The organism is Pseudomonas sp. S2_E02, assembly GCF_054668355.1.
Map to the genome: position 1 here is coordinate 5,243,621 of NZ_CP162761.1, position 21,816 is coordinate 5,265,436.

The following is a 21,816-nucleotide window of genomic DNA, read 5'->3' on the forward strand; positions in this document are numbered from 1 at the left end:
TGTTATTGGCTGTTTCACTGGACATCGTTTGAGTTTGTTCGGGTTTGAGCGTGGTACTCCAGTTCAATAGTTTCGTGGCGAACGAAGCCGTTATTGAAGAAGTGCCACGATGAAAACCAACAAGCCGTACGAAATCCTTTCCGCCAAAGATTTCTCGCAACTGCAGCGGGCGCTGAGCGAGTTTGCCGGCAGCGCTGAATACAAGGTGTTGCTGTCGCACTATGAACTGGCCAGACAAGCCGCTGATGACCCGCAGCGACTGCTGTTGATCAAGCTGTTTCAGCAGGCGCTGGAGTCGTTGCTCCAACGCAGGACTCAGCCCCTTTCCGAAGCCATCAGCCAGATCAGATCGGATCTGGTCAAGTCTGTCGCCAGGCTGGAGGACACACACGCCATGCTCCATGGCGTGGCCAGGCCCGTGGCGAAAATCATGCACTTTGTCTGGGTCGGCGGCAGTGAAGTCGGGGCCAATCAGCGCGACTACATGAACATCTGGCGCCAGGTGCTGGAGCCGCAGGGTTACCGCTTCAACCTCTGGTACGACAGTGATGCGTTGCTGGCCTTTGAAATGAACCGGGTGATCCTCGACAGCGCCAGAGTGGATGCGCTGGAGTCGGGCGGTGACAAGGTCAGCAAGGCTTTTCAGTTGTCGCAGATGATCGAAGACCGTGCGCGGGTGTTGAAGCAGCAGATGTTCGCCCACCTTCAGCAAGCCCAGTGGCGGGGGCGAGCCGACGAAGCGCGGATCGACTTGATGGTGCGTGCCTACGGCAAGGATCGGGCGACGCTTGAAGCCTTTCGCCAGCGCTGCCTGCAGACGCATCAGGCGATGCTCGGAGCGGACCTGCAATTGCGCGATGTCGGCGACGAATTTGCTGGGCACTTTTTGCAGGATGTCTATCAGCGCGAGGTGGCCATGCGCGGCAATTTTGCCGCAGCGAGCGATGTCGTGCGCCTGCAGGCCGAATACCTCGAAGGTGGCCGTTACAGTGACATGGATTACTTGCCGCCACTGGCGGACACGCTGGCCGGTGTCGATATTCTCAGCGTCGGCGAAGAAGGCCGAATCGGCGTTTTGCAGTTGCTGTTGAACCACAATGAAGCGTTGATGCCGGGACGCGACCGCCAGCGTTATCTCGACCGCACTGACAAAATCCCGCCCGAACACCTCGAAGCATTGACGGCGTTTGCCCGTGAGCAACACCCGCTAAGTGAGATCTTTGTCGCACCGCAAGATCACGCGGTGCCGCAGGACGCGATGCGTTTGGGCACGGCCTATGGCTTGCCGGACTGGGCGGAAATGAATGCGCATATGCTGGCCCATCCCGGCAGTGCCATGACCCTGGCGTACATGCAGATGATCCGCCTCAATTATGACTGTCTGCTGGAAGTGGAGCGGCGTGCGGCGCTCGCCGGCATCGACGCGACGGATCAGGCACGGATGTTTGATGTGGTCGAGAATGTGGTCAACGAAGCTCAGGCGCAGGGCAAACTGCCTGAAGCGCAAGGCGAGGTGTTCCGCTCCAGACTGATCGACGCGATTTTTACCTATTACCGCGATGGCATTCGCCTTGAAGCCCGCGGCACCATCACCCTGACGGGCCCGGGGGCCGCCGCGGCCGCGCTGCTCAAATACATAGAGCAGCACCTGCAACCCGATCGACATGTACAGATCCGTGAGCGCCTGAAGTTGCTCGAAGGCTACAACACCCACACCGAGGAGGAGATGATCTCCGGCTGGACCGTCGACGGTAAGGCCGAGCAATGGTTGCTCGAAGAGCGGGAGAAGTGGCAGAACGGCAAACTGAAATCGCGCTACGTCGGCCAACTGGCGGATCTGCTGAAAGCGCACACGCTAACCTTCAAGCAGGGCTGGCCGGTCATCGAAGGCCAACCGGTGATGTTGACCTCGGTATTGCAGCCACTGATGGACGATCTGGGCGAGCCGTTCCTGCGCGCGATGCAGGAGAAGTTGAGCGGCGACATGACGTTCAATTCAGCGATCTCCATCGGTTTCGACAGCCGTGAGCAGATTCGCGCGCAAACAGTCCGTGCGATTCCGCTTTCCCATGGCGCGGAGCCTACCCGCAATCTCAATGAGTTGTTCACCCTCGTTGCCCATGGCTCGCTGGCGGTTGAGCAACTCAGCCCGTTGCAACGCGTCATCCTTGGCGGGATGTTGGGGGCAAACAGCCTGGATGCCGCCGGGTTTGCCCCGGTCTGGCAGAGCGTTATGGACATCGCTCGGGAAACCGCTGAGGGCGGTTTGTTCGCCCGTTACCACGCGATCGAAAAGGCCCTGATTCAGCAGGCATCGCCGAGCTTCGAGGCGGGGCTTGCCGGCGCGAGCATCCACAGCACGCACACGGCGCGCGAACTCAAGGCGTTGGCGATGAGCGAACCGCTGACGCTGAAACAGTGGGGCGAGCGCATCGGACAGATCAATCGCACGGCGCAGCGTGAATACCACCGGCACATTTTCAAGCGGGGTGGCCAGGTGCGGGAGGCGTTGTTCCAGTCCGGCGCCGTGTCCGTCAGGCAACTGCCGCAGGATTTGTTGAGGCGCAGCACGGGCGACCCGGGACGCCGTTGCTATCCGCTGGCGTTGTTGATGGCCGCCGCCGTGGGTGCTGGCGGGTTGGCCGAGCGTGCACTGATCGGACGTGTGGCCAATGCCAGCCTGAGGCCGCAAGACGTAGATTCGCGGGCGTTGCTCAGTGCGCTGGATGAGCTGGGCGAGGTCTCCGGGCGTGCGATCGGACAGGCTCGTGGCCGGCAAAACCTCGACAGCGTGATGCAGACACTGGAAGCGAAAACCGCCTCCGGCGTCCTGCTGCTCGATACAGGCAATCACGCTTTGCTGGTGGCCAAAGTGCAAGTGGATGAGCAAACGTTCTATCGCTTTTATGATCCCAATTTTGCGATTTATGGATTTGCCGCCAGCGCAGAAATGAAGCAGGGCGTGGCACGTTATTTAAGTGACGACGGCAACACTTTGGCGAAGTTGTACGGCCTGACTGACATCGGCACTGCGCAGTTCGATGTAATCGAACTGGACACCGTAGCGCTCGCCGAGCGGACATTGTCGTCCGGGTTGCGCGTCGAGAGTTTTTTGCAAACCGCAGCGCTCGCCGATCCTCAGGCGGCTTCGGTCTGGGCCAGGCAAGCTGTCGCACGCACGCGCTCACTCAGTGAAAACGCGCGGCTGGGGGCTAGCCTCGCGCAGTTGGACGCGCGTTACTGGGCGCAGGAATTTGATCAGGCGACCCGGCAATTACGCGCTGAACACACATTGGGTCGCGACTATCTGCCGCTGCTGGAAACGCTCAAGGCAAACCCGGACGCGGGTTATTCGCTGACGCTGGTGGATGTGCAAAACCCGGCCAGATCACTGACGGTCGGCACCGCCGATGCGCGGTTCGACAGGCTTAAGAAACACCTTCAACGTTTGGTTATCGCATTGACGGGCAAGCCGAGTGCCGCGGTCGAAGCCGACGGCGGCAGTCGTCTGAGTTTCGCCTTCGCGATCCAGGCGTTGGTCACTGAAATGCGCCATCGTGACTATCAGGCTGATGGCGAGCGGGCACCGGTTTTGTCGATAGCCCTGCAAGTGCAGGTCTATTTCAACTATGCGCAGTTGGGTTTCGGCGTATTGAGCGACACGGCCCAGACGATCAATCTGGTGCGTCAGGTGGCGGCCAGCGAACGGGCATTGACGCTTGGTCAGTCGTCGTTGTCCGGGCGTCTGCTGGGGCGTGCCACCACGGCAGGCGGATTGGTATTTTCGCTCGCCAACATCGGCTTCGATCTCCACAACCTGTCGGTGGCCGAGAACCACGAGCAACGCTCGCGGTTCTCCACCTCACTGGTATTCAACGTTGCGGCATTGGGGCTGGATGTTGTTGCTTTGGCGGCTGGCGGGGCGGTGGGCACGGCAGCGGCCGTTCTCTCGGTGCCGCTGCTGGGTGTCGGCATTGGGGTGACGGCGATTGCCAGCAACCTGGGACAGATCAGGGACAAGGCGACGGCGGTAGGCAATCATCTGCGGGCGATCGGTCATGCTTACCGGCGCGGTGCCTACACCTTGAAGGATGGCGTGCTGCAATTTCCCGCAGAGGCGGTCATCGTCAGTCTGAACCTGCAAACCAATGACGTGCGCTTCGACAGCCAGAAGTTTTACCCCTGGACGGGCGGGCCACTGGAGCTGCCGCAGTACAACGATGACCCGCAGGCTATTCACCTGTCCCTCGATATCCGCCAGGCACTGGGGCTGCCCGAGGTCGTTCATCTTTACCGCGACGAAACCGACAGGCTCGAGACGCTGGTGCTGCCGTGCACGCCGATCTGCCATTACGGTTACGAGTATCAGTTGAAGGGGCTGGGCGGGTACACCTACGACCCCCTTCCCGGCGAGGTCGGGGACGCTGGCGATATCCCTGCTGAAACCCGCTACCCGCAAGTGACGGATCGCATGGCGGACACGCTGGAGTATGACCAACACGGAAACCGGCGCTTTTATCTCACCAGCAACCCGTCGCTGCCGCACATTCTGTACACGCTGCATCCGGTCTATCAACCGACAGACATCAGCGTGGTGCTGGACAGTCAGGTACGCCAGTTGGTGGTGCCGACGCTGGAAGCGCCAGTGCAGAACAAAATTTCCTACGCGATCACCGCTCCTGCTGGGCACTATCAGGTGCGTCTGGTACCCGGCATTGTGGCGGTCAGATTTCATGGCCCAGCCAAGTGGATCGTGCAGGCGACCTGGGCTTGCCTGGAACAGGTCAGATTTGCCGCCCCGAATCGGGAAAATGATGATGAAGTCCAACTGATGGTTGACGGCACGTTGCTGTCGGTTTTCGATGGCTTGATCGAACTGGCCGAGGGCCTGTTCCGGGTCGATGGGTGGGAGCGCTGCCTTCGCTTACAGTCGGTCACCCTTGATGAGCAAAGCCGCCTGCCGCAAATACTGGCGATGCTGCGCCAGCACGCCCGCGAAGGCCAATTGGTCGCAAATGCTGTGGCGCTGTACAAATTCCGCATGCCCGCCGCCACCATGGTGGTGACCACCGCCTGGTATGACGCGACCAGTGACCGTCTGTTGTACGCACGCAATCTGCCGAGCGCGGTGAACGAGGGGCTGCTGTTGGGCGGCGCCAGTGCCCGCCATGCCTGGTTCTACCATCCGCAACGGGCGACGGTCTGGCGTGTCGACGCGATCACCGGCACGGTCGTGCATCGCTACCGCTTGATGAACCCCGCGAGCGGGTCGCACATCATGGGTTGTGTCCAGGACGCCGATGGCAGTTTGCGAGTGTTGCAACGCTTGCTGATCGACGCCCGGATAACTGAAACCGAAACCACACTGGAGTATCGCCTCAGCGATGCGGCCGTGGTCCTGACGGGCATCAAGTCATCGTTTATCGAGAAACCCACCGCGCGTCCCGGGCAGGGCGACTTGCATCACTTCACGACCTTCGGCGCGTATAACGATGAAACCCCGGGCATGGCCAATGCCATCAGCACCTGGGTATATGCAGCGTTCGTTTACGCGCGCACCTACTACTTCGAAGGATTGCGCCGGCGTGCCTGGGTCAACAAACGCACGGGCCACTATTTTTCGGCGGGGTTGGGCAGTGAGGCGGACATGGTCATGTTGATGCCGGCCGATCCGCAGAGCGGTGCGCTGCTGTTCTACAGCAAGCAAGCGCAGACCATCAGTCAAGGGGTGGAGCCGAGGGTGGGGCAATTTATCAATCGGGTCATCGAGCGCGATATTGTCGACGTCACCCAAACGTACGGAAGCTACATTGCCACCAAGGCCGACGGCCGCCTCTTCGAGGTCGACACCAGCATCAAAGATGAGCAGTGGACGGACGGCATTCCCACGCCGAACATTCTGAAATTTGCCGGCCTCGGCCAGCGCTGGCTACAGCTCAACTCCGACTGGCTGGACGCCTTGCCGGCGCTGGCAAAAGTCTACAAAGCCGAACCTTTTCCGCTCATCGGATTGGGCAATGGGGCGGGTCATGCATTTCTGCCGGCGTGGTGCATCGAGGAGCAATTCGTCGTGTCGAACATCGGACCTGAAGTGCAGTTGACGCCGTTGGGACTGACGCCGGACAAACAGGCCGCATGGTTGCTGGAGGGTTCGACCGGGCGGCTTTATCGCCAGCCGACGATTGCCATCGAGGCATTGCGCGTCGCGTTTGCTGCTGGGCCGCAGCGCGTGAGCCCCGGGCAGTTGCCCATGGCAGAAAAGATCTGGCCGCAGTGGTCATTTGTTCACGTGCTGAGGCATGGACAAGGTCTGCTCGGGCAAACCCGCGACGGGGTCAATGTCGAACTGCACGATCAGCAGCCAGCGCGGATCATCAGCGTGGAAAATCGCTGGTCGCACGTGCAGGGGCAGACGGCCGAGCAGTGGCGTACGCGCTTGAAAGCACTGCTCGCGGGGCAGGTCCACGCGCAGGTCCTGCCGGTCGAACATACCGGCACGCGCTACACATATTACCTGCCTGCAACGGATCGCTTGTTTGAGGTCGCCGGGCGCCATGCGCGACAGTGGCCGACGTTTCTTGGCACGCGCCAAAACACCGCTGCGCTGCTATTCGACGCAGTTGACGGACTTGTCTTCAGCACAGGCCCGGTCGATCCTGATCCTGTCTGGATTCCGGGCTGCCACGCGCACCGCGAAGGCGAGGTGTTGTCCCTGTCCTTGAGCGATGAGGTGACCGATATCTGCGCATTATTGCCCGATGGCATCGACACACTGATTCTGGCCTTCGGTTCCCGGGAGACCGGGTATCGCATCACCGACGAAACCTGGCAGCGTCTGGACTGCATCGTGGTCGATACGCGGCTGGCAGCGGACGACGATGGTCCGGGCACGAACCTGCTGTTCCTCGACATGGCTGACTGCGCGCGCCTTTTGATGTCGCGGGTTGAAGGGCATCTGGTGATTGCCGACCCGGACAGTGCAAGCACGCTGATTGTGCGCAATGTCGAGCCGCAGGGCGGCGAGGAAAACACGCCAATGGAAATAACAGTCCGGCTCGATGAGCGGGTCCACTGCACGTTTACTCTCGCTGATTGGTTGCAGCGTTTTGCGCAGGTACAGGGCGCTAATGCCGTGGTCAGTCTGAACGAGCTGATCGAGGCAGCGCTTTGAGTCAACGACCGATGTAGAAAGTAAAAGGGCCGTGAAGAGTAAATTCACGGCCCTTTGCAAGAAGTGTACGGACGTATTCGATGCGCTTGTTCAGGGCACCAAATAGCCTTTGACCCCTGTAAAAATGATCTGCGCCGCCAAGGCGCAAACAAACAATCCCATCAAACGACTGACGATCTGCAAGCCCTGATCGCCCAGAATCCGCTCGATACGATTCGACAGATACAGCACCACGCCGACGGTGAAACTGGCCAGGGCAATACTCATGATCGCGGTGAGTTTGTCGTCCCAGTGCGGCTGGCTGACGCCCATTACCAGCAAGGCACCGATGGTGCCCGGGCCGACCGTCAGCGGGATGGTCAGCGGCACGATGGTGACGTCCTGCTGCACATTGTCGGCCTGTACCGCCGGTTTGCCCTGCGCCATCCCCAGTGCCGAAATGAACAGCACACTGCCGGCGCCGATGCGAAAGGCATCCACGGTGATGCCGAACACATCGAAAATCACCCGCCCGAACAGATACAGCAAGATGCTGGAGACCAGCGTGGCCACGGCGACTTTCCAGGCCAGCCGCCGTTGTTCCTTGCGCGAATAACCGCGGGTCAGGCTGATAAAACACGACAGCACGAAGAACGGGCTGTAGAGCACCAGCATCTTCAGGTAAACGCTGAACAACACATGGAGCATGGTGCAAGCTCACTGGCGAGGGAATTCGTGGGGGAGTCTATCAGGCGCTACGGGGTCTGTCGGCTCAGGAGGTGGGCGTCGTGGCACGGTTCTGCTGATCACGCTCGGCTACCCAGTGCTCGATCAGCTCGCGCAATTGTGACAACTCGACCGGCTTGGACATGTGCCCATCCATCCCGGCCTGACGCGCGCGCTCCTTGTGTTCGGCGAGAATATGCGCCGTCAACGCCACGATCGGCGTGCGAATGCGTTGATTGCTGACTTCCCAGGCGCGCAATTGCTGGGTCGCCGAGAAGCCATCGAGGATCGGCATTTCGCAGTCCATCAGCACCAGATCGTAACGCTGGGCTTTCATCGCTTGCAGGGCTTCTTCGCCGTTGGCGGCGGTGTCCGGTTGCAGGTTGAGCTTGCCGAGCATGCCGCGAATCACTTTGGTCGAAATCGTGTTGTCTTCGGCGACGAGGATGCGGAAATCGCTCGGCACTTTCGCCGCCGTGGCCGGGGTGACCACTTGCGGCTGGAACACCACCTGACCTTTGTTGCGCTGGTTGAGCTCGTCGGCCAGGGTGGTCTTGAGGGTGTAGCCGGCCACCGGTTTGGCGAGGATGCGTTTGATCCCCGAGTTGCGCGCGATGATCTTGCTCGGTGCATTGCTGATGCCGGTGAGCATGATCAGCAGGATGTCGTGGTTCAGACTCGGGTCTTCCTTGATCTTGGCCGCGAGCTGCATGCCGGTCATGCCGGGCATGTTCTGATCGAGCAACACCACATCAAAGTAATCACGCAGGTGCGCCTTGGTCCGCAGGAGAGCCAACGCTTCCTTGCCTGAAGGTACGGCGCTGACATTCAGCCCCCACGCACTGCATTGCTGGACCAGCACTTTGCGGCAGGTGTCGTTGTCGTCGACCACCAGGACCCGCGCGCCCTGCAGCGGACTGTCGAGATCGGAGGTCGGGTGTTCGAGGCGGTCGGGGTCCAGCGGCAAAGTCAGCCATAACGTGCTGCCCTGATTGGCGCCGCTCTTGATGCCGAACTCGCCATGCATCAAGCGGATCAGTTGTCGCGCGATCACCAGCCCCAGGTTGCCACCCAGACGATTGGCCGAAAGGAAGTGCTTGCTGTGCAGTTCGGCGTGCATCAGTGCGTCGCGTTCTTCCTGCTCCATCGGTTCACCGCTGTCCTGCACGGCGATGCGCAGACGCGGTTTTTTGCTGCGCTCGTCGAGGGCGACGACGATCAGCACTTCACCTTCATCGGTTTTCTTCAGGGCGTTTTCCAGCAGGCTCAGCAGAGTCTGGCGCAGGCGGGTCGGGTCGCCGCTGATCACCCGCGGTACTTGCGGCTGGATAAAGCTGATCAGTTCGACGTTCTGCTGTTCGGCCTTGGCCCGGTAGATGCTCAGGCAGTCGTCGATCAAGGCATTGAGGTCGAACTGCACATCGTCCAGTTCGATCTGCCCGGACTCGAGCTTGGAGATGTCGAGAATCTCGTTGATCAACGTCAGCAATTCGTTGCCGGCGCTGTGAATGGTCTGCACGTAGTCGCGTTGCTTGACCGACAGAGGCGTGCCCAGCAGCAGTTCGGTCATGCCCAGCACGCCGTTCATCGGCGTGCGGATTTCGTGGCTGATCTTGGCGAGGAACTCGGCTTTGGCGTTGATCTCGGCATTGCTCGCGGCGAGGTCGCGGCTGACGCTGAAACGACTTTCGGTGATGCTGCGCTGACGCTCGCCGAGGGCGATGCTCATCAGCAGCCCGCTGATACAGATGAATGCCATCAGGGTCATGATCAGACCCTGCGGCGAGACCAGTGTCAGCCCCAGCAACGCGGGAAGAATGATCAAGGTGCCGATGTTGAACACCACCATTGCGGCGACGAACAGGCGCGCCGGGCGGTAACCCTTCTGCCAGTGATAGAAGGCGACAAACAACATGCTCAGGCCGGCCAGGGCCACCAGGGCATAGGTGATGATGTTCAGCGGCAGGGTGTTGACGAACAGCAGCAACAGGCTGCAGGTGACGATAAACAGGATGTCGCCAATCAACAGTTTGTTCAGCGGGTGCGGGCCGAGCGGCGCGAAGAAGCGATAGGCGAACATCAGCCCTGCGGGAGCGGTCAGCAGCAATGCCAGATAGGCGCCCGGGGTCTGCACCGCGTGCCAGTTCGGCAGCCAGGGACCGGCGAGGTTGAGCAGCAGCAACAGACTGAGGCCCAGCAGGCCCTCGCAGACCGCCAGCCACAGGCTGCTGCGCGAGCGGGAGTAGGCGTAGCGCACAAGGTTGTGCAACAGCAGCATGGCGAGACAGCCGAACAGCAAGCCGAAGATCAGCGTCTGATTGTGGTTGGCCGCGCTCATCACCGCCGATTGCAGGGTGACGTGCGGGCGCAACTGGTGATCGGAGACCAGGCGCAGATAAACATCGAGCGGTTTGTCGGTCTGGGGCAACGGCAGCATGAAGTCGCTGCTCGGCAACGGCCTTTCGGCCTGTGGCTGGTCGGTGCCGGTGTTGCGTTGCTCGATCAGCTTGTCACCGTCGAGTACGTAGAGATTGAGCTGTGACAGGTCGGGGGCAAAGATGCGCAGCACTTGTTCGTGCTTGCCCGGCGCCAGTTTGAAGCGCAACCACAGGGCGCCATCGGGCTCGGCCGCAGTGAGGCGGTCGAGGTCGATGGGGCTGAATTGATTGGTGTAGCGAGCGGAGCGGATATCGCTCAGTTGCAGATTGCCCTGATCGTCAAGCAATACCGACCAGCCACTGCCTTGCGCGGCCTGGGCCGGGAGCATGCAGAGCAAGGTCAGCAACGTGACGGTGAAGCTTATGGCAATCCTGAGCCAGCGCACGGCGAAATCCCTTCGTAGGTTGATGCCAGAATATAACGATGCGCCGCGGCGGAACAGTCCGGCGAGGAACGGTATCCCCCGCCGGACTTGATGAACAGCTTATTCCTGGGTTTCGCCACGTTCACGGGCAATGGCGCGGTAGCCAATGTCCTTGCGGTAGAAGCAGCCTTCCCAGTCGATGGCCTCGGCCAGCTTGTAGGCTTGCTGCTGGGCTTCACCGACGCTAGCGCCCATTGCGGTGGCGCAGAGTACGCGACCACCGGCAGTGACGACCTGACCATCCTTCAGCGCGGTACCGGCGTGGAAGACTTTGCCTTCCAGGCTGGCCGCTGCGTCCAGACCGTTGATCGCCGCGCCCTTGGCGTAGTCGCCCGGGTAGCCGCCAGCGGCCAGCACGATGCCGACGCTCGGGCGTGGATCCCACTGTGCTTCAACCTTGTCCAGTGCTTGCGCCAGAGCGGCTTCAACCAACAGCACCAGGCTCGATTGCAGACGCAGCATCACCGGTTGGGTTTCCGGGTCGCCGAAGCGGCAGTTGAACTCGATAACCTTTGGATTACCAGCCTTGTCGATCATCAGACCGGCGTAGAGGAAACCGGTGTAGACATTGCCTTCTTCAGCCATGCCACGCACGGTCGGCCAGATCACCAGATCCATCACGCGCTGGTGCACGTCGGCAGTGACCACCGGGGCAGGGGAGTAGGCACCCATGCCGCCAGTGTTCGGGCCGCTGTCGCCGTCGCCAACACGTTTGTGGTCTTGGCTGGTGGCCATCGGCAGGACGTTTTTGCCATCGACCATGACGATGAACGAGGCTTCTTCGCCGTCGAGGAATTCTTCGATCACCACGCGCGAACCGGCGTCACCGAAGGCATTGCCAGCGAGCATGTCGCGCACGGCGTCTTCGGCTTCGGCCAGGGTCATGGCGACGATCACGCCTTTACCGGCCGCCAGGCCATCGGCCTTGATCACGATCGGTGCGCCTTTTTCACGCAGATACGCCAGGGCCGGCTCGATTTCGGTGAAGTTCTGGTAGTCGGCGGTCGGGATCTTGTGGCGAGCCAGGAAGTCCTTGGTGAAGGCCTTCGAACCTTCCAGCTGCGCAGCGCCGGCGGTCGGACCGAAGCAGTCCAGGCCACGGGAGCGGAACAGATCAACAACGCCAGCGACCAGCGGCACTTCCGGGCCGACGATGGTCAGGGAAACGTTTTTCTCGGCAAAGTCGGCCAGTTGCTCAAGGGCCAGCACGTCGATGGCGACGTTCTCGCACTTGGCTTCAATGGCGGTGCCAGCGTTGCCCGGTGCGACGAAAACTTTCTGCACGCGCGGATCCTGAGCCACTTTCCAGGCCAGGGCGTGTTCACGGCCACCGCTGCCAATGATCAAAACATTCATTTCAAAAACCTCGGATGACGCTAATTCTGTGGGGGCTGATCGTTCCCACGCTCTGCGTGGGAATGCCTCTACGGACGCTCTGCGTCCAAGGGACGCGGAGCGTCCCGGGCTACGTGCCCACGCAGAGCGTGGGTACGATCAAGCAATAATCAGTGACGGAAGTGACGCATGCCGGTGAATACCATCGCGATGCCAGCTTCGTCGGCAGCAGCAATCACTTCAGCATCACGCATCGAGCCGCCCGGCTGGATCACCGCAGTGATGCCGACCTTGGCCGCGTTGTCGAGGCCATCGCGGAACGGGAAGAACGCGTCCGATGCCATCACCGAACCGGCAACTTGCAGGCCAGCGTGCTCAGCCTTGATCGCGGCGATACGCGCCGAGTTTACGCGGCTCATCTGGCCCGCGCCGACACCGATGGTCTGACGGTTCTTGGCGTAGACGATGGCGTTGGACTTGACGTACTTGGCCACTTTCCAAGCGAAGATCAGGTCATGGACTTCCTGTTCGGTCGGCGCGCGTTTGGTCACGACTTTGAGGTCATCGGCACTGATCATGCCGATGTCGCGGCTCTGTACCAGCAGACCGCCATTGACGCGTTTGTAGTCCCACGCGGCTGCGCGGTCTGCCGACCACTCGCCGCAGGCCAGCAGGCGCACGTTGGCTTTGGCTGCAACGATGGCGCGAGCCTCTTCGCTGACGCTCGGGGCGATGATCACTTCAACGAACTGACGCTCGACGATCGCTTTGGCGGTCTCGGCATCCAGTTCACGGTTGAAGGCGATGATGCCGCCGAATGCCGATTCGGTGTCAGTCGCGTAAGCCAGTTCGTAAGCCTGACGGATGCCGCCTTCAGCGTCCGGGCTGACGGCCACGCCGCACGGGTTGGCGTGCTTGACGATCACGCAGGCTGGCTTGACGAAGCTCTTCACACACTCCAGCGCGGCGTCGGTGTCGGCCACGTTGTTGTACGACAGTTCTTTGCCTTGCAGTTGGGTCGCGGTAGCGATGCCGACTTCGGCAGGCTTGGCTTCCACGTAGAACGCCGCGCTCTGGTGCGGGTTCTCGCCGTAGCGCATTTCCTGGGCCTTGATGAACTGGCTGTTGAAGGTGCGCGGGAATTCGCTGCGGCCTTCAGTGCTCAGGGTTTCAGCCGCTTGATTCACGGTGCCCATGTAGTTGGCGATCATGCCGTCGTAGGCGGCCGTGTGTTCGAAGGCCTTGAGCATCAGGTCGAAACGCTGCGCGTAGGTCAGGCCACCGGCTTTCAGGCCTTCCAGGACGCTGGCGTAATCGCTGGCATTCACCACGATCGCTACGTCTTTATGGTTTTTCGCTGCCGAACGGACCATGGTCGGGCCGCCAATGTCGATGTTCTCGATGGCGGTCGGCAGGTCGCAGCCTGGCTTGTTGATGGTGGCTTCGAACGGATACAGGTTGACCGCCACCAGATCGATCGGCTTGATGCCGTGCTCGCTCATGATTGCGTCGTCGATACCGCGACGACCGAGGATGCCGCCGTGGATTTTCGGGTGCAGGGTTTTCACCCGACCGTCCATCATTTCGGCGAAACCGGTGTAATCCGCGACTTCCACTGCGGCAACACCGTTGTCGCGCAGCAGCTTGAACGTTCCGCCGGTGGAGAGGATCTCGACGCCCAGAGCTTCAAGCTCCTTGGCGAATTCGAGGATCCCGGTCTTGTCGGAAACGCTGATCAAGGCGCGGCGGATCGGCAGGCGGGTAGTCTGGTCGGTCATCTCAATTTCCATCAAAAGCAAAGGAAGTCAGCAAAAAAGGCGACCGTTTTTTACGCGGGCGCCTTTCTGGTTTGATTGAATGCTTACAGCAGATCGTACTGCTTGAGTTTCTTGCGCAGCGTGCCGCGGTTAAGTCCGAGCAGCTCACTGGCCTTGGTCTGGTTGCCCTTGACGTAGTTCATCACGCTTTCGAGCAGGGGAGCCTCGACTTCGGAGAGCACCAGGTTGTACACATCCGTGACGGACGCGCCCTCAAGGTGGGCGAAATAATTGTGCAGCGCCTTCTCGACACTCCCGCGAAGGGTCTGGCCTTCTTCGCTCGGGGTATTGAGGTGCTGTTTCAAATTCACGTTGTCGCTCACGGGTGCTGTTCCACTCACTAAAGTCTCGGTCATCATCGTCATGCGGCCACCCCTTCTTCGTCCCCTGTCAGGCTCTTGTAACGCTCGGCGAAAAACTCCCGAACGTTGGCGCATTGTGTTTCCGTACCATCCAAACGATTGAAGTGGGCGCGAAACTCCCTGGCGCCCGGCAAGGTTGCGAGATACCAGCCCACATGCTTGCGCGCAATGCGCACGCCCATCACATCCCCATAGAAAGTGTGAAGGGCGGCCAGATGCTCCAGCAGAATGTGTTCCACTTCGATCAGTTCCGGTGCCGGCAATTTCTCGCCGGTACGCAGGAAGTGTTCGATCTCGCGAAAAATCCATGGCCGCCCTTGGGCGGCGCGGCCTACCAACAGGCCATCGGCACCGGTCGCGTCGAGCACGTAACGGGCCTTTTCCGGCGAATCGATATCGCCATTGGCAAACACCGGCATCGACACCGCCTGCTTGATCGCGGCAATCGTGTCGTACTCGGCTTCACCGGTGTACAGATCGGCGCGAGTGCGGCCATGCACTGCCAGCGCGGTGATCCCGGCCTGCTCGGCGATCTTCGCCACGGTCAGGCCGTTCTTGTTGTCGCGATCCCATCCGGTGCGGATCTTCAAGGTGACCGGCACATCAACCGCAGCCACAACGGCCTGCAGGATCTCGGTCACCAGTGCTTCGTCCTTCAACAACGCGGAACCGGCGGCCTTGTTGCAGACCTTCTTTGCCGGGCAACCCATGTTGATATCAATAATCTGCGCGCCCAATTCGACGTTGGCCCGGGCCGCATCCGCCAGCATCTGCGCGTCGCCACCGGCAATCTGCACCGAGCGGGGCTCGGGATCGCCTTCGTGGATCATGCGCATGCGCGACTTGCGGGTGTTCCACAGGCTCATGTCACTGGTGACCATTTCCGAGACTACAAGCCCTGCGCCCAAACGCTTGCACAGCTGACGAAAGGGCTGGTCGGTGACGCCCGCCATCGGGGCGAGAATCAAGCCGTTCTGCAATGTGTATGGGCCGATGCGTACCGCCGACATAGGACTTCCCTGAGGTGGGGCCGGATCATGAGAGTTCGAAAAAGGGTTGGCATGATACCCGCTCTCGATGACTGGATAAAGGCTGAATTGAACAAAATCTGAACAGTTATTCCGTTATCGCCACAGGTTTGGTTGTGGGTGGCAAAGTCAGAAAACCGCCGTCAATTGCAAACCGCCGCAGGGATTCACTCGGGCGAGTGGAAACTCAGGCTGTAATTCACTGCTTTCGGGCCTGGGTCGAGGATATCCAGCGCAATGTGGATCGGCGTTTGCGGCGGCATTTCCGCCAGACCTTCGAGGTCCCCTCTGAGGTACTCGCCGGGTTTGAAGCGACGACTGGCGATCAAGTGGCCATTGAGGTCGGCGAAACGCAGTTCCAGTAATGGAAAGGGCTGAGAAAATGTCGCGCGGTTATAAATGATCGCGTCGACCACCAATGCGCCGTTGAACTCTGGATGACTGCGCACCACCAGGTTGCTGCTCTTGATCCGGGCGATGTCGACCTTGGACGGCACCGTGCAGCCGATCTGCGGGCAGATTTGCTGGAACCACGGACGGTATTGATCCTGGCGGGCCAGTTCGTCGAAATGATAGGCGATGTATTGGGCAGCCAGTCCGCCCGCCGCCAGTAGCACCAACAGCAACCAGAGCAAACGGCGTCCCCACGGCGAGCGGCGTTTCTGCCAGTCCAGTTGCAGCGGGTCGTCAGTCAGGTCTTGCAGGACTTCAGCACGTACACCGGGTTCTGCGCGCTCGCGCTTTTTGCGCAGCGGCTCGATCGATGGCAACTCGTCGCCGTCATCGATATCGTCGCTGGCAGAAAATCGTTCACGACGGGCATTCGGATCGATCGGGTCGTGAAGGCGCAGTTGCGGGATCGCCGGCTCGTCGTCGAGATCTACCGGTTCCAAAGTCAGCGAAGGCTCGGTGCGTGCGGCTTTGGCCGGTTCGATCTCCGAGACTTCCGCCTCGTCGTCGGGCTCGATCGTGTGCTCATCGGCATGTTCGCTGAACAGGCTGTCGCGCCAGACGGTTTCGTCCGGCTCAGGCATGTCGCGCCGGGCGCTCAGGGAATCTTCGCGGGGACGACCGAATTCGGTGGTCGGCTGGATTTCCCGTTGCTCGAGGCGGGCAAGTTCCTGGTCCAGATCGAGGCTGTCGAGATCCAGCTCCGAGGCGCTCCACTGCTTTTGGCTGATGGCGCGCGGTGCCGGCGGCTCGACGATGGCTACGGGTTCGACGGCTGGCGTCGACTCGACAATCGGCGGTGGCTCCGCAATCGGCAGTGGCTCGGCAAGCGACGGCGCGAGCGGCGTCACCGCGTCCTTGCCAGCGTGTTGTTCCAGCAGCTGTTTGGCGGCATTGAACACTTGCAGGCAGGAGCCGCAGCGAACCACCCCGCGGGCCACGCTCAATTGAGCATGGCTGACACGGAAACTGGTTTGGCAATGCGGGCACTGGGTGACGAAACTGTCAGTCATGCGGCGATCCGGATTATGCAGGCGGACATATTAGCGCCGACGGCCGGTGATGCGCACCCAGCCATCGCGATTGGCGATCGGGTCGAGATCGAAGTCCTGTGCATAAGCGGCAGCGACTTCATCACCTTGTTCCGCGAGGATGCCCGACAGGGCCAGACGACCGCCGGATTTGACCAGGCCAGACAGTTGCGGCGCCAGCGAAACCAGCGGACCGGCAAGAATGTTGGCGACCAGCACGTCAGCTTGAACCTGCGGCAAGTCTTGCGGCAGGTACAGCGGGAACAGTTCGTCGGCAATATTGTTGCGACCGGCGTTGTCGCGCGAGGCTTCCAGCGCCTGCACGTCGATGTCGGTACCAACGGCTTCTTTCGCACCGAGCAACAGGGCGGCGATCGCCAGAATTCCCGAACCGCAACCGAAGTCGAGCACGTCGCAGTCTTTCAGGTCCTGGCCGTCGAGCCATTCCAGGCACAAAGCGGTGGTCGGGTGAGTGCCGGTGCCGAACGCCAGGCCCGGATCCAGCAGCAGGTTGACCGCATCAGGTTCCGGCGCGGCGTGCCAGCTCGGCACGATCCACAGGCGCTGGCCGAAACGCATCGGCTGGAAACCGTCCATCCAGCTGCGTTCCCAGTCCTGATCTTCGATGACTTCGCTGTGGTGTTCGGGCAGCGGGCTGCCGGTCAGCAGTTCCAGATGGGCCAGTACCGGGGCTGGTTCGGTGCCGCCTTCGAACAGCGCCAGCAAGTGGGTGTGCGACCACAATGGGGTGGTGTTGAGTTCCGGTTCGAAGATCGGCTGGTCTTCGGCGTCCATGAAGGTCACCGACACGGCGCCGACTTCGAGGAATGCGTCCTCGTAGGTTTCGGCTTGTTCGGGGGTGATGGCGAGACGGACTTGCAGCCAAGGCATGGCGGGCACCTTTGAAAATCTGTGGGGCAGCCCGAAGCTGCAAAAGCGCGCAGTTTACGCCAGGTCGCCGGCAAAGTGGACACGCCTCTTGGCTGTTACACATTCGCCGGCGCGATATACATATGTATCCCCGGAGCGCGGTTGCCGGCAAATAGAGTGAAAGCTCATTTCTACGCAAGCGGGCTGGACGATATGGCGAGTGAACAAGGGATTGTAGAAGAAAAACCACCGGAAGCCGCTGCGCCCACAGGGACGGCCCAGGAGATTCTGCTGCGGATCACGCGTTGGCAGGTACTCATCGACAAGCGCCTGAGCAGTCAGCTGACCTTATTGGAGGCCATGGAAGCTTTCGCGTTGACCGAGCTGCGCAATCATTACCCGCACGGCAATATCGATCCGGGTTTTGTGCTGGCTTTGCTCGATTCGATTCTGCAGAAAATCATCGACGGCAAGCCGATGATGTACCTGGCGATTCAGGACGCTCCGTACCGCTGGCCGGGTGCTGCTGACCGGGGATTTCCGCTCGGCCATCGTCAAGCGGTCATCCAGACTGTGGAGAGCGTTTCTGAGCATTTCCTTGATCAATACAAAAACTACCTGCGAACACATTGGGAAACCAAAGGGCAGGAGGCTGCGTTCGATCAGTTGGTTTTGCGCAAATTGCAGCGTTATATCGATGACATCGACGCGCTGTTCCAGACTGACCGGCTCGTGCGACTGACGCCGGATCGATTGCGCAGGCAAATCGAAAAGGTTCAGGAACGAGGCGCTCGCCGCTATCGGTTGACCGCACTGGCAACGGGTGCGGAAAAGAAGAGGCTCGAAGCGCAGTCATACGCGCAATTGCCGCATTGGCTGCGGGTGCTGAACGAACCGGAGCGTGCCAGGCTGCGCCGTTATCAAGAACAGACGTCGCAGGCCCAGGCAGCGCTCGATGATCTGCTGGAAGGCTACGGCTCGTTGCGCGCCTATGCCCGGCAACAGGCGATTGACTATATCCAGCTCAAACTCGACATGGAGGTGGAACCGGACCGGATCGATGTCCGCCTGAGGTGGCTTTCAGCGGTCGGCGAGCCGACGCAGAACCGCAGTTTGAGCCAGTTGCTCGCGGCGGGGCCGATCGGTACGGATTTCGCTGCCGTTCTGGAAGTCACCAGTGGTCCTTCGCGACGCAATCAGCCGCTGGAGCCGGCATTCATCGCCGACATGCTGGCCGACCAGGATTATCCGGTCGGGTACCTGCGAGCCCTCGCCGGGCAGTATGAGCGCGAGGACGTACAAAAGGCCTTGATCGACTGGTTTGTCGCGCGACTCAAGCAAAGCGCGTTCGTTGCGCGTTGTGCGGGGCATCTGGCGGTGGACGATCATGATCGTCTCGAATCGATGTGGGCAGGGGAAGCCATGGGCGAATCTTTGCGCGTCGCCGCACTGGCTTTACCCAACGGCATGCAGTGTGCCGACTTTCTGGTGTTTTACCGGCAAGAGCCTGCACCAGCGGTGAGCGATCTGCTGCTGTACGCGCCAAACAAGCCAGACGGCCAGGAGTGGGTGCGCCTGCCTTCGCTGGCGGCATTGACCGGAGAGGTCTGGGGCTGGACGCAGAGCGAGTCCGGTCGCGAATATCTTTTGCAGCAGCTTTCTCCCACTGCCCATCGGCGAGCGCGGGAGTATCTTGTCGCCGTGGCTGCCGACCCTGGCCGTTGGGGTATGAGCAGTGATATTCGGCGTGCGCCCCTGCCGTTCGCTCAGTGCGTCGAAGCGGCTGTAAAAATGGGCCTGGCCAAAAACCTGCAGCAGGTCGAAGAGGACAATTTACTGCGCTGGAACTCAACGCTGACCCTGGATGCGCGTCGACGCCTCAGCAGCCTGAATCAGGAGCTTGTTGTTCATCAGCAGGTCTTCAATGAGTTGCTGGGCGGTTTCGAAGTCTTTGTCGATTTTGCCAGACGCACGGTGGCCGCAGAGATCGCACCTTATATGCGCAGCAAACAGGTGCTGGAACCGGTTGATCCGGCCACCGTGTTGATCGATTACAACGCCGGCATCGCCGATCGCAGGAAACAGTCGGTAGCCAGCCTGCTCGATCTGGCGATCTACGGCTATGACGACAACGCTGGTATCGACAATCCGAAAAAGGGCGTGCGCTCATCCGTTGGCCAGGATCTGAGCGAGGTGCGCAGCGCCGATCTGGCGTTGTATCTGCGCGGGGCCTGGCTGGGTGAGAAGTACGCCAGCGAAATCCGAGGCAAATATCTCGACGCTCGCCATGCGGACTACGAGCCGCGCCGGTTTGCCTGGCGCAATGTGCTGCTGTCGACAATGGATCGTGACTTGCGGGTTGCGCGAAGTCAGGCACGGCTAAGCGACACGGTGTATACAGCGCTCGTCCGCCAGGTCTCGCTGTTGAGTCAATTGCCAACGTCAGGGGGCCATTTGCCGGGCGCCAACAGGGTCACGACTGACGGCGTATTCAGATTTACTGTGCGTGGTCATGTCGTACTCGGGGTTTATGTTTTTACTGCTTTCGATCCCGAGCCGTCTTGGTGGTTGTATACCCCGGATGCTCCTGACGGCCTTGCGGTGCGCCCGTACCATTCACTGTTTGGCGACATCGCCGGCGAGCTGCATGACTACTTGATGGCGCGCACGGCGGTTGCTGCACGCAAAACCGTTTCGCTCTCCTTGCATGCGATAGCGGTAAAAAATCAGCGCGTCGATACGCTGTACGAAGCGCAGCGAGTGAGCGACGCGCGGGTTGAGTTTAACGCTTACATCGAGCGCACGGTTACGGATGTGCACGACATCACGACCAGCCGCGCGGAAATGATCGAAAGACAGGTGGTCAAGGGACTGATGTTCGCCGCCGCGCCGTTCTGCATGGTGTTTCCGCCCTTCGCCTTGCTGCTGGACGTGGTGTTCATTGCCGTCAGTGCCGGTGATGCCGTCGCGGCGCATCTGGAGGGCGATGTCGATGGCGCGCTCGGCCATTGGCTTGAGGCGTCGTGGGGCGCGCTGTTTGCCATGGTTGGCGCCGGCAGTACGGTCAAGTTACTCGGGCGCACGGTCAGAAATCTGAAGCACACGACGCGGCCGGTCTCATTGCTCACCGAACGCTTGAGCACGGTGGCTCCGATTCGCAAGGAAGCGCTGCCGGCGGTTCGCAAGGTGCGTTTTCACGCCAGACAGGCCGTCAGCAACAAGCCGGATAATTTGCAGCAGGTCACTGAAGAAGGTGTCTTTTTTGGCACATGGCGCAGTCCGCCCAGTGCTGCGCAGCCCCAACCGACCTATTACATCCGCAACAGAGGCAAGTACTTCCAGGTCAGGGAAAACCCGCATTTCGGCGGGCTCAGCCTGATCGATGCCCGGCGCCCCGAAGCCATTTATCAGCGCCCCGTACGTCTGACCGCGAGTGGCAAATGGACGCATGACCGGGTCGGGCTGCGCGGCGGCAATGATCAGGTACGTAATCTTGGTCGAGTGAACAATCTGCGCAATGCGTTTCCCGGCCGGGTCGAGCCAGTGCTGAACCGTGGTGCGTTGCAGGGCGAGGCTGTGGTGGCGAAGTTTGTCGCCGGGTCTATGGACAATTATCTGTTTTCGCTGAATGCGCAGACCTGCGTGATTGCCTCGATGTACAACCCGGCGACAAAGGTCGGCGCAGTCATTCATTTCGATCACAACATTCGCTCGCTGATCAACCACACCGTCAAGGATGCGATGACGCGTCTGGGAGGCTCGCCCAAAGATGTTCGGGTCACGCTGGTGGGCGGTGACTGGCTGACCGGCACCGACATCGGTGGACCGGTCAGGAGTGTATTGCGTCAACAGGGGCTGAGGCCGACATGGGATTACTGGTCGTATTCTTCCTGTCTGGGTAATACCTATGCTGTTTCGTTGAATCTGAACAACGGTGTTTCGACGGTGTTCAAGACTTCCGCCAGCCAGTTTGAACGCTTGTATTCACCGGTTTTGCAGCGGGCCAGATATGCCAGCGATCCGGTGTCGAAACGCGCACAGGTATTCATGGAGCGGTTTCGTCGAAAGCCATTGCACCAAGATGCCTCTGGCGCTGTAGTCGACCAGAACGGGCGCCGGGCAACCCCTGAAATGATTCAGGGGCAAGCTTTTACCTTGGTGTCGATGAACTGATGCGCTGGTTG

At 60.6% G+C, this 21,816-nt stretch carries 10 protein-coding genes; 2 read left to right on the top strand and 8 right to left on the bottom strand.

The genetic code is table 11. The features are described from left to right. The first annotated feature begins 109 nt into the window (after positions 1 to 109). Positions 110 to 7,171, top strand: a complete 7,062-nt coding sequence (locus AB4O01_RS23495) for a TcdA/TcdB catalytic glycosyltransferase domain-containing protein (protein ID WP_460089720.1) — start codon at positions 110 to 112, stop codon at positions 7,169 to 7,171. Positions 7,172 to 7,261: 90 nt separating this feature from the next. Here the strand turns inward: AB4O01_RS23495 and AB4O01_RS23500 are convergent, their stop codons facing one another. The 8 genes from AB4O01_RS23500 to prmA form a co-directional block, all read right to left on the bottom strand. Beyond that, positions 7,262 to 7,858, bottom strand: a complete 597-nt coding sequence (locus AB4O01_RS23500; RefSeq protein ID WP_194935523.1) for a MarC family protein — start codon at positions 7,856 to 7,858, stop codon at positions 7,262 to 7,264. A 64-nt stretch (positions 7,859 to 7,922) separates the two neighbouring features. Then, on the bottom strand, positions 7,923 to 10,700 hold the full coding sequence (locus AB4O01_RS23505) for a hybrid sensor histidine kinase/response regulator (protein ID WP_460089722.1): 2,778 nt from the start codon (positions 10,698 to 10,700) through the stop codon (positions 7,923 to 7,925). A 99-nt stretch (positions 10,701 to 10,799) separates the two neighbouring features. Further along, on the bottom strand, positions 10,800 to 12,095 hold the full coding sequence (gene purD / locus AB4O01_RS23510) for a phosphoribosylamine--glycine ligase (RefSeq protein ID WP_116255825.1): 1,296 nt from the start codon (positions 12,093 to 12,095) through the stop codon (positions 10,800 to 10,802). Positions 12,096 to 12,244: 149 nt separating this feature from the next. After that, positions 12,245 to 13,852: a bifunctional phosphoribosylaminoimidazolecarboxamide formyltransferase/IMP cyclohydrolase gene (gene purH, locus AB4O01_RS23515; RefSeq protein ID WP_186620948.1), complete on the bottom strand. Its 1,608-nt coding sequence runs from the start codon at positions 13,850 to 13,852 to the stop codon at positions 12,245 to 12,247. Between the two features lie 83 nt (positions 13,853 to 13,935). Further along, on the bottom strand, positions 13,936 to 14,256 hold the full coding sequence (gene fis / locus AB4O01_RS23520) for a DNA-binding transcriptional regulator Fis (RefSeq protein ID WP_003221275.1): 321 nt from the start codon (positions 14,254 to 14,256) through the stop codon (positions 13,936 to 13,938). Next, positions 14,253 to 15,263, bottom strand: a complete 1,011-nt coding sequence (dusB, locus tag AB4O01_RS23525; protein ID WP_186620946.1) for a tRNA dihydrouridine synthase DusB — start codon at positions 15,261 to 15,263, stop codon at positions 14,253 to 14,255. Before dusB ends, fis begins: the two co-directional genes overlap by 4 nt. Before the next feature lie 185 nt (positions 15,264 to 15,448). Then, positions 15,449 to 16,744, bottom strand: coding sequence for a DUF3426 domain-containing protein (locus AB4O01_RS23530; RefSeq protein ID WP_186620944.1), 1,296 nt, complete (start codon positions 16,742 to 16,744; stop codon positions 15,449 to 15,451). 30 nt (positions 16,745 to 16,774) lie between these two features. Beyond that, positions 16,775 to 17,653 (bottom strand): 50S ribosomal protein L11 methyltransferase, encoded by an 879-nt coding sequence (gene prmA, locus AB4O01_RS23535; protein WP_093430245.1) that lies wholly within the window; start codon positions 17,651 to 17,653, stop codon positions 16,775 to 16,777. A 192-nt stretch (positions 17,654 to 17,845) separates the two neighbouring features. Here prmA and AB4O01_RS23540 point away from each other — a divergent pair, with 192 nt between their 5' ends. Next, complete coding sequence (locus AB4O01_RS23540) at positions 17,846 to 21,805, top strand: type III effector 1 (RefSeq protein WP_460089725.1); 3,960 nt, start codon at positions 17,846 to 17,848, stop codon at positions 21,803 to 21,805. Positions 21,806 to 21,816: the final 11 nt, after the last annotated feature.

What these genes read in the sequence shown, in the direction of transcription:
- AB4O01_RS23495 (WP_460089720.1), top strand. Translation starts at nt 110, where the DNA reads ATGAAAACCAACAAGCCGTACGAAATCCTTTCCGCCAAAGATTTCTCG.
- AB4O01_RS23500 (WP_194935523.1), bottom strand. Translation starts at nt 7,858, where the DNA reads ATGCTCCATGTGTTGTTCAGCGTTTACCTGAAGATGCTGGTGCTCTAC.
- purD (WP_116255825.1), bottom strand. Translation starts at nt 12,095, where the DNA reads ATGAATGTTTTGATCATTGGCAGCGGTGGCCGTGAACACGCCCTGGCC.
- purH (WP_186620948.1), bottom strand. Translation starts at nt 13,852, where the DNA reads ATGACCGACCAGACTACCCGCCTGCCGATCCGCCGCGCCTTGATCAGC.
- fis (WP_003221275.1), bottom strand. Translation starts at nt 14,256, where the DNA reads ATGACGATGATGACCGAGACTTTAGTGAGTGGAACAGCACCCGTGAGC.
- dusB (WP_186620946.1), bottom strand. Translation starts at nt 15,263, where the DNA reads ATGTCGGCGGTACGCATCGGCCCATACACATTGCAGAACGGCTTGATT.
- AB4O01_RS23530 (WP_186620944.1), bottom strand. Translation starts at nt 16,744, where the DNA reads ATGACTGACAGTTTCGTCACCCAGTGCCCGCATTGCCAAACCAGTTTC.
- prmA (WP_093430245.1), bottom strand. Translation starts at nt 17,653, where the DNA reads ATGCCTTGGCTGCAAGTCCGTCTCGCCATCACCCCCGAACAAGCCGAA.
- AB4O01_RS23540 (WP_460089725.1), top strand. Translation starts at nt 17,846, where the DNA reads ATGGCGAGTGAACAAGGGATTGTAGAAGAAAAACCACCGGAAGCCGCT.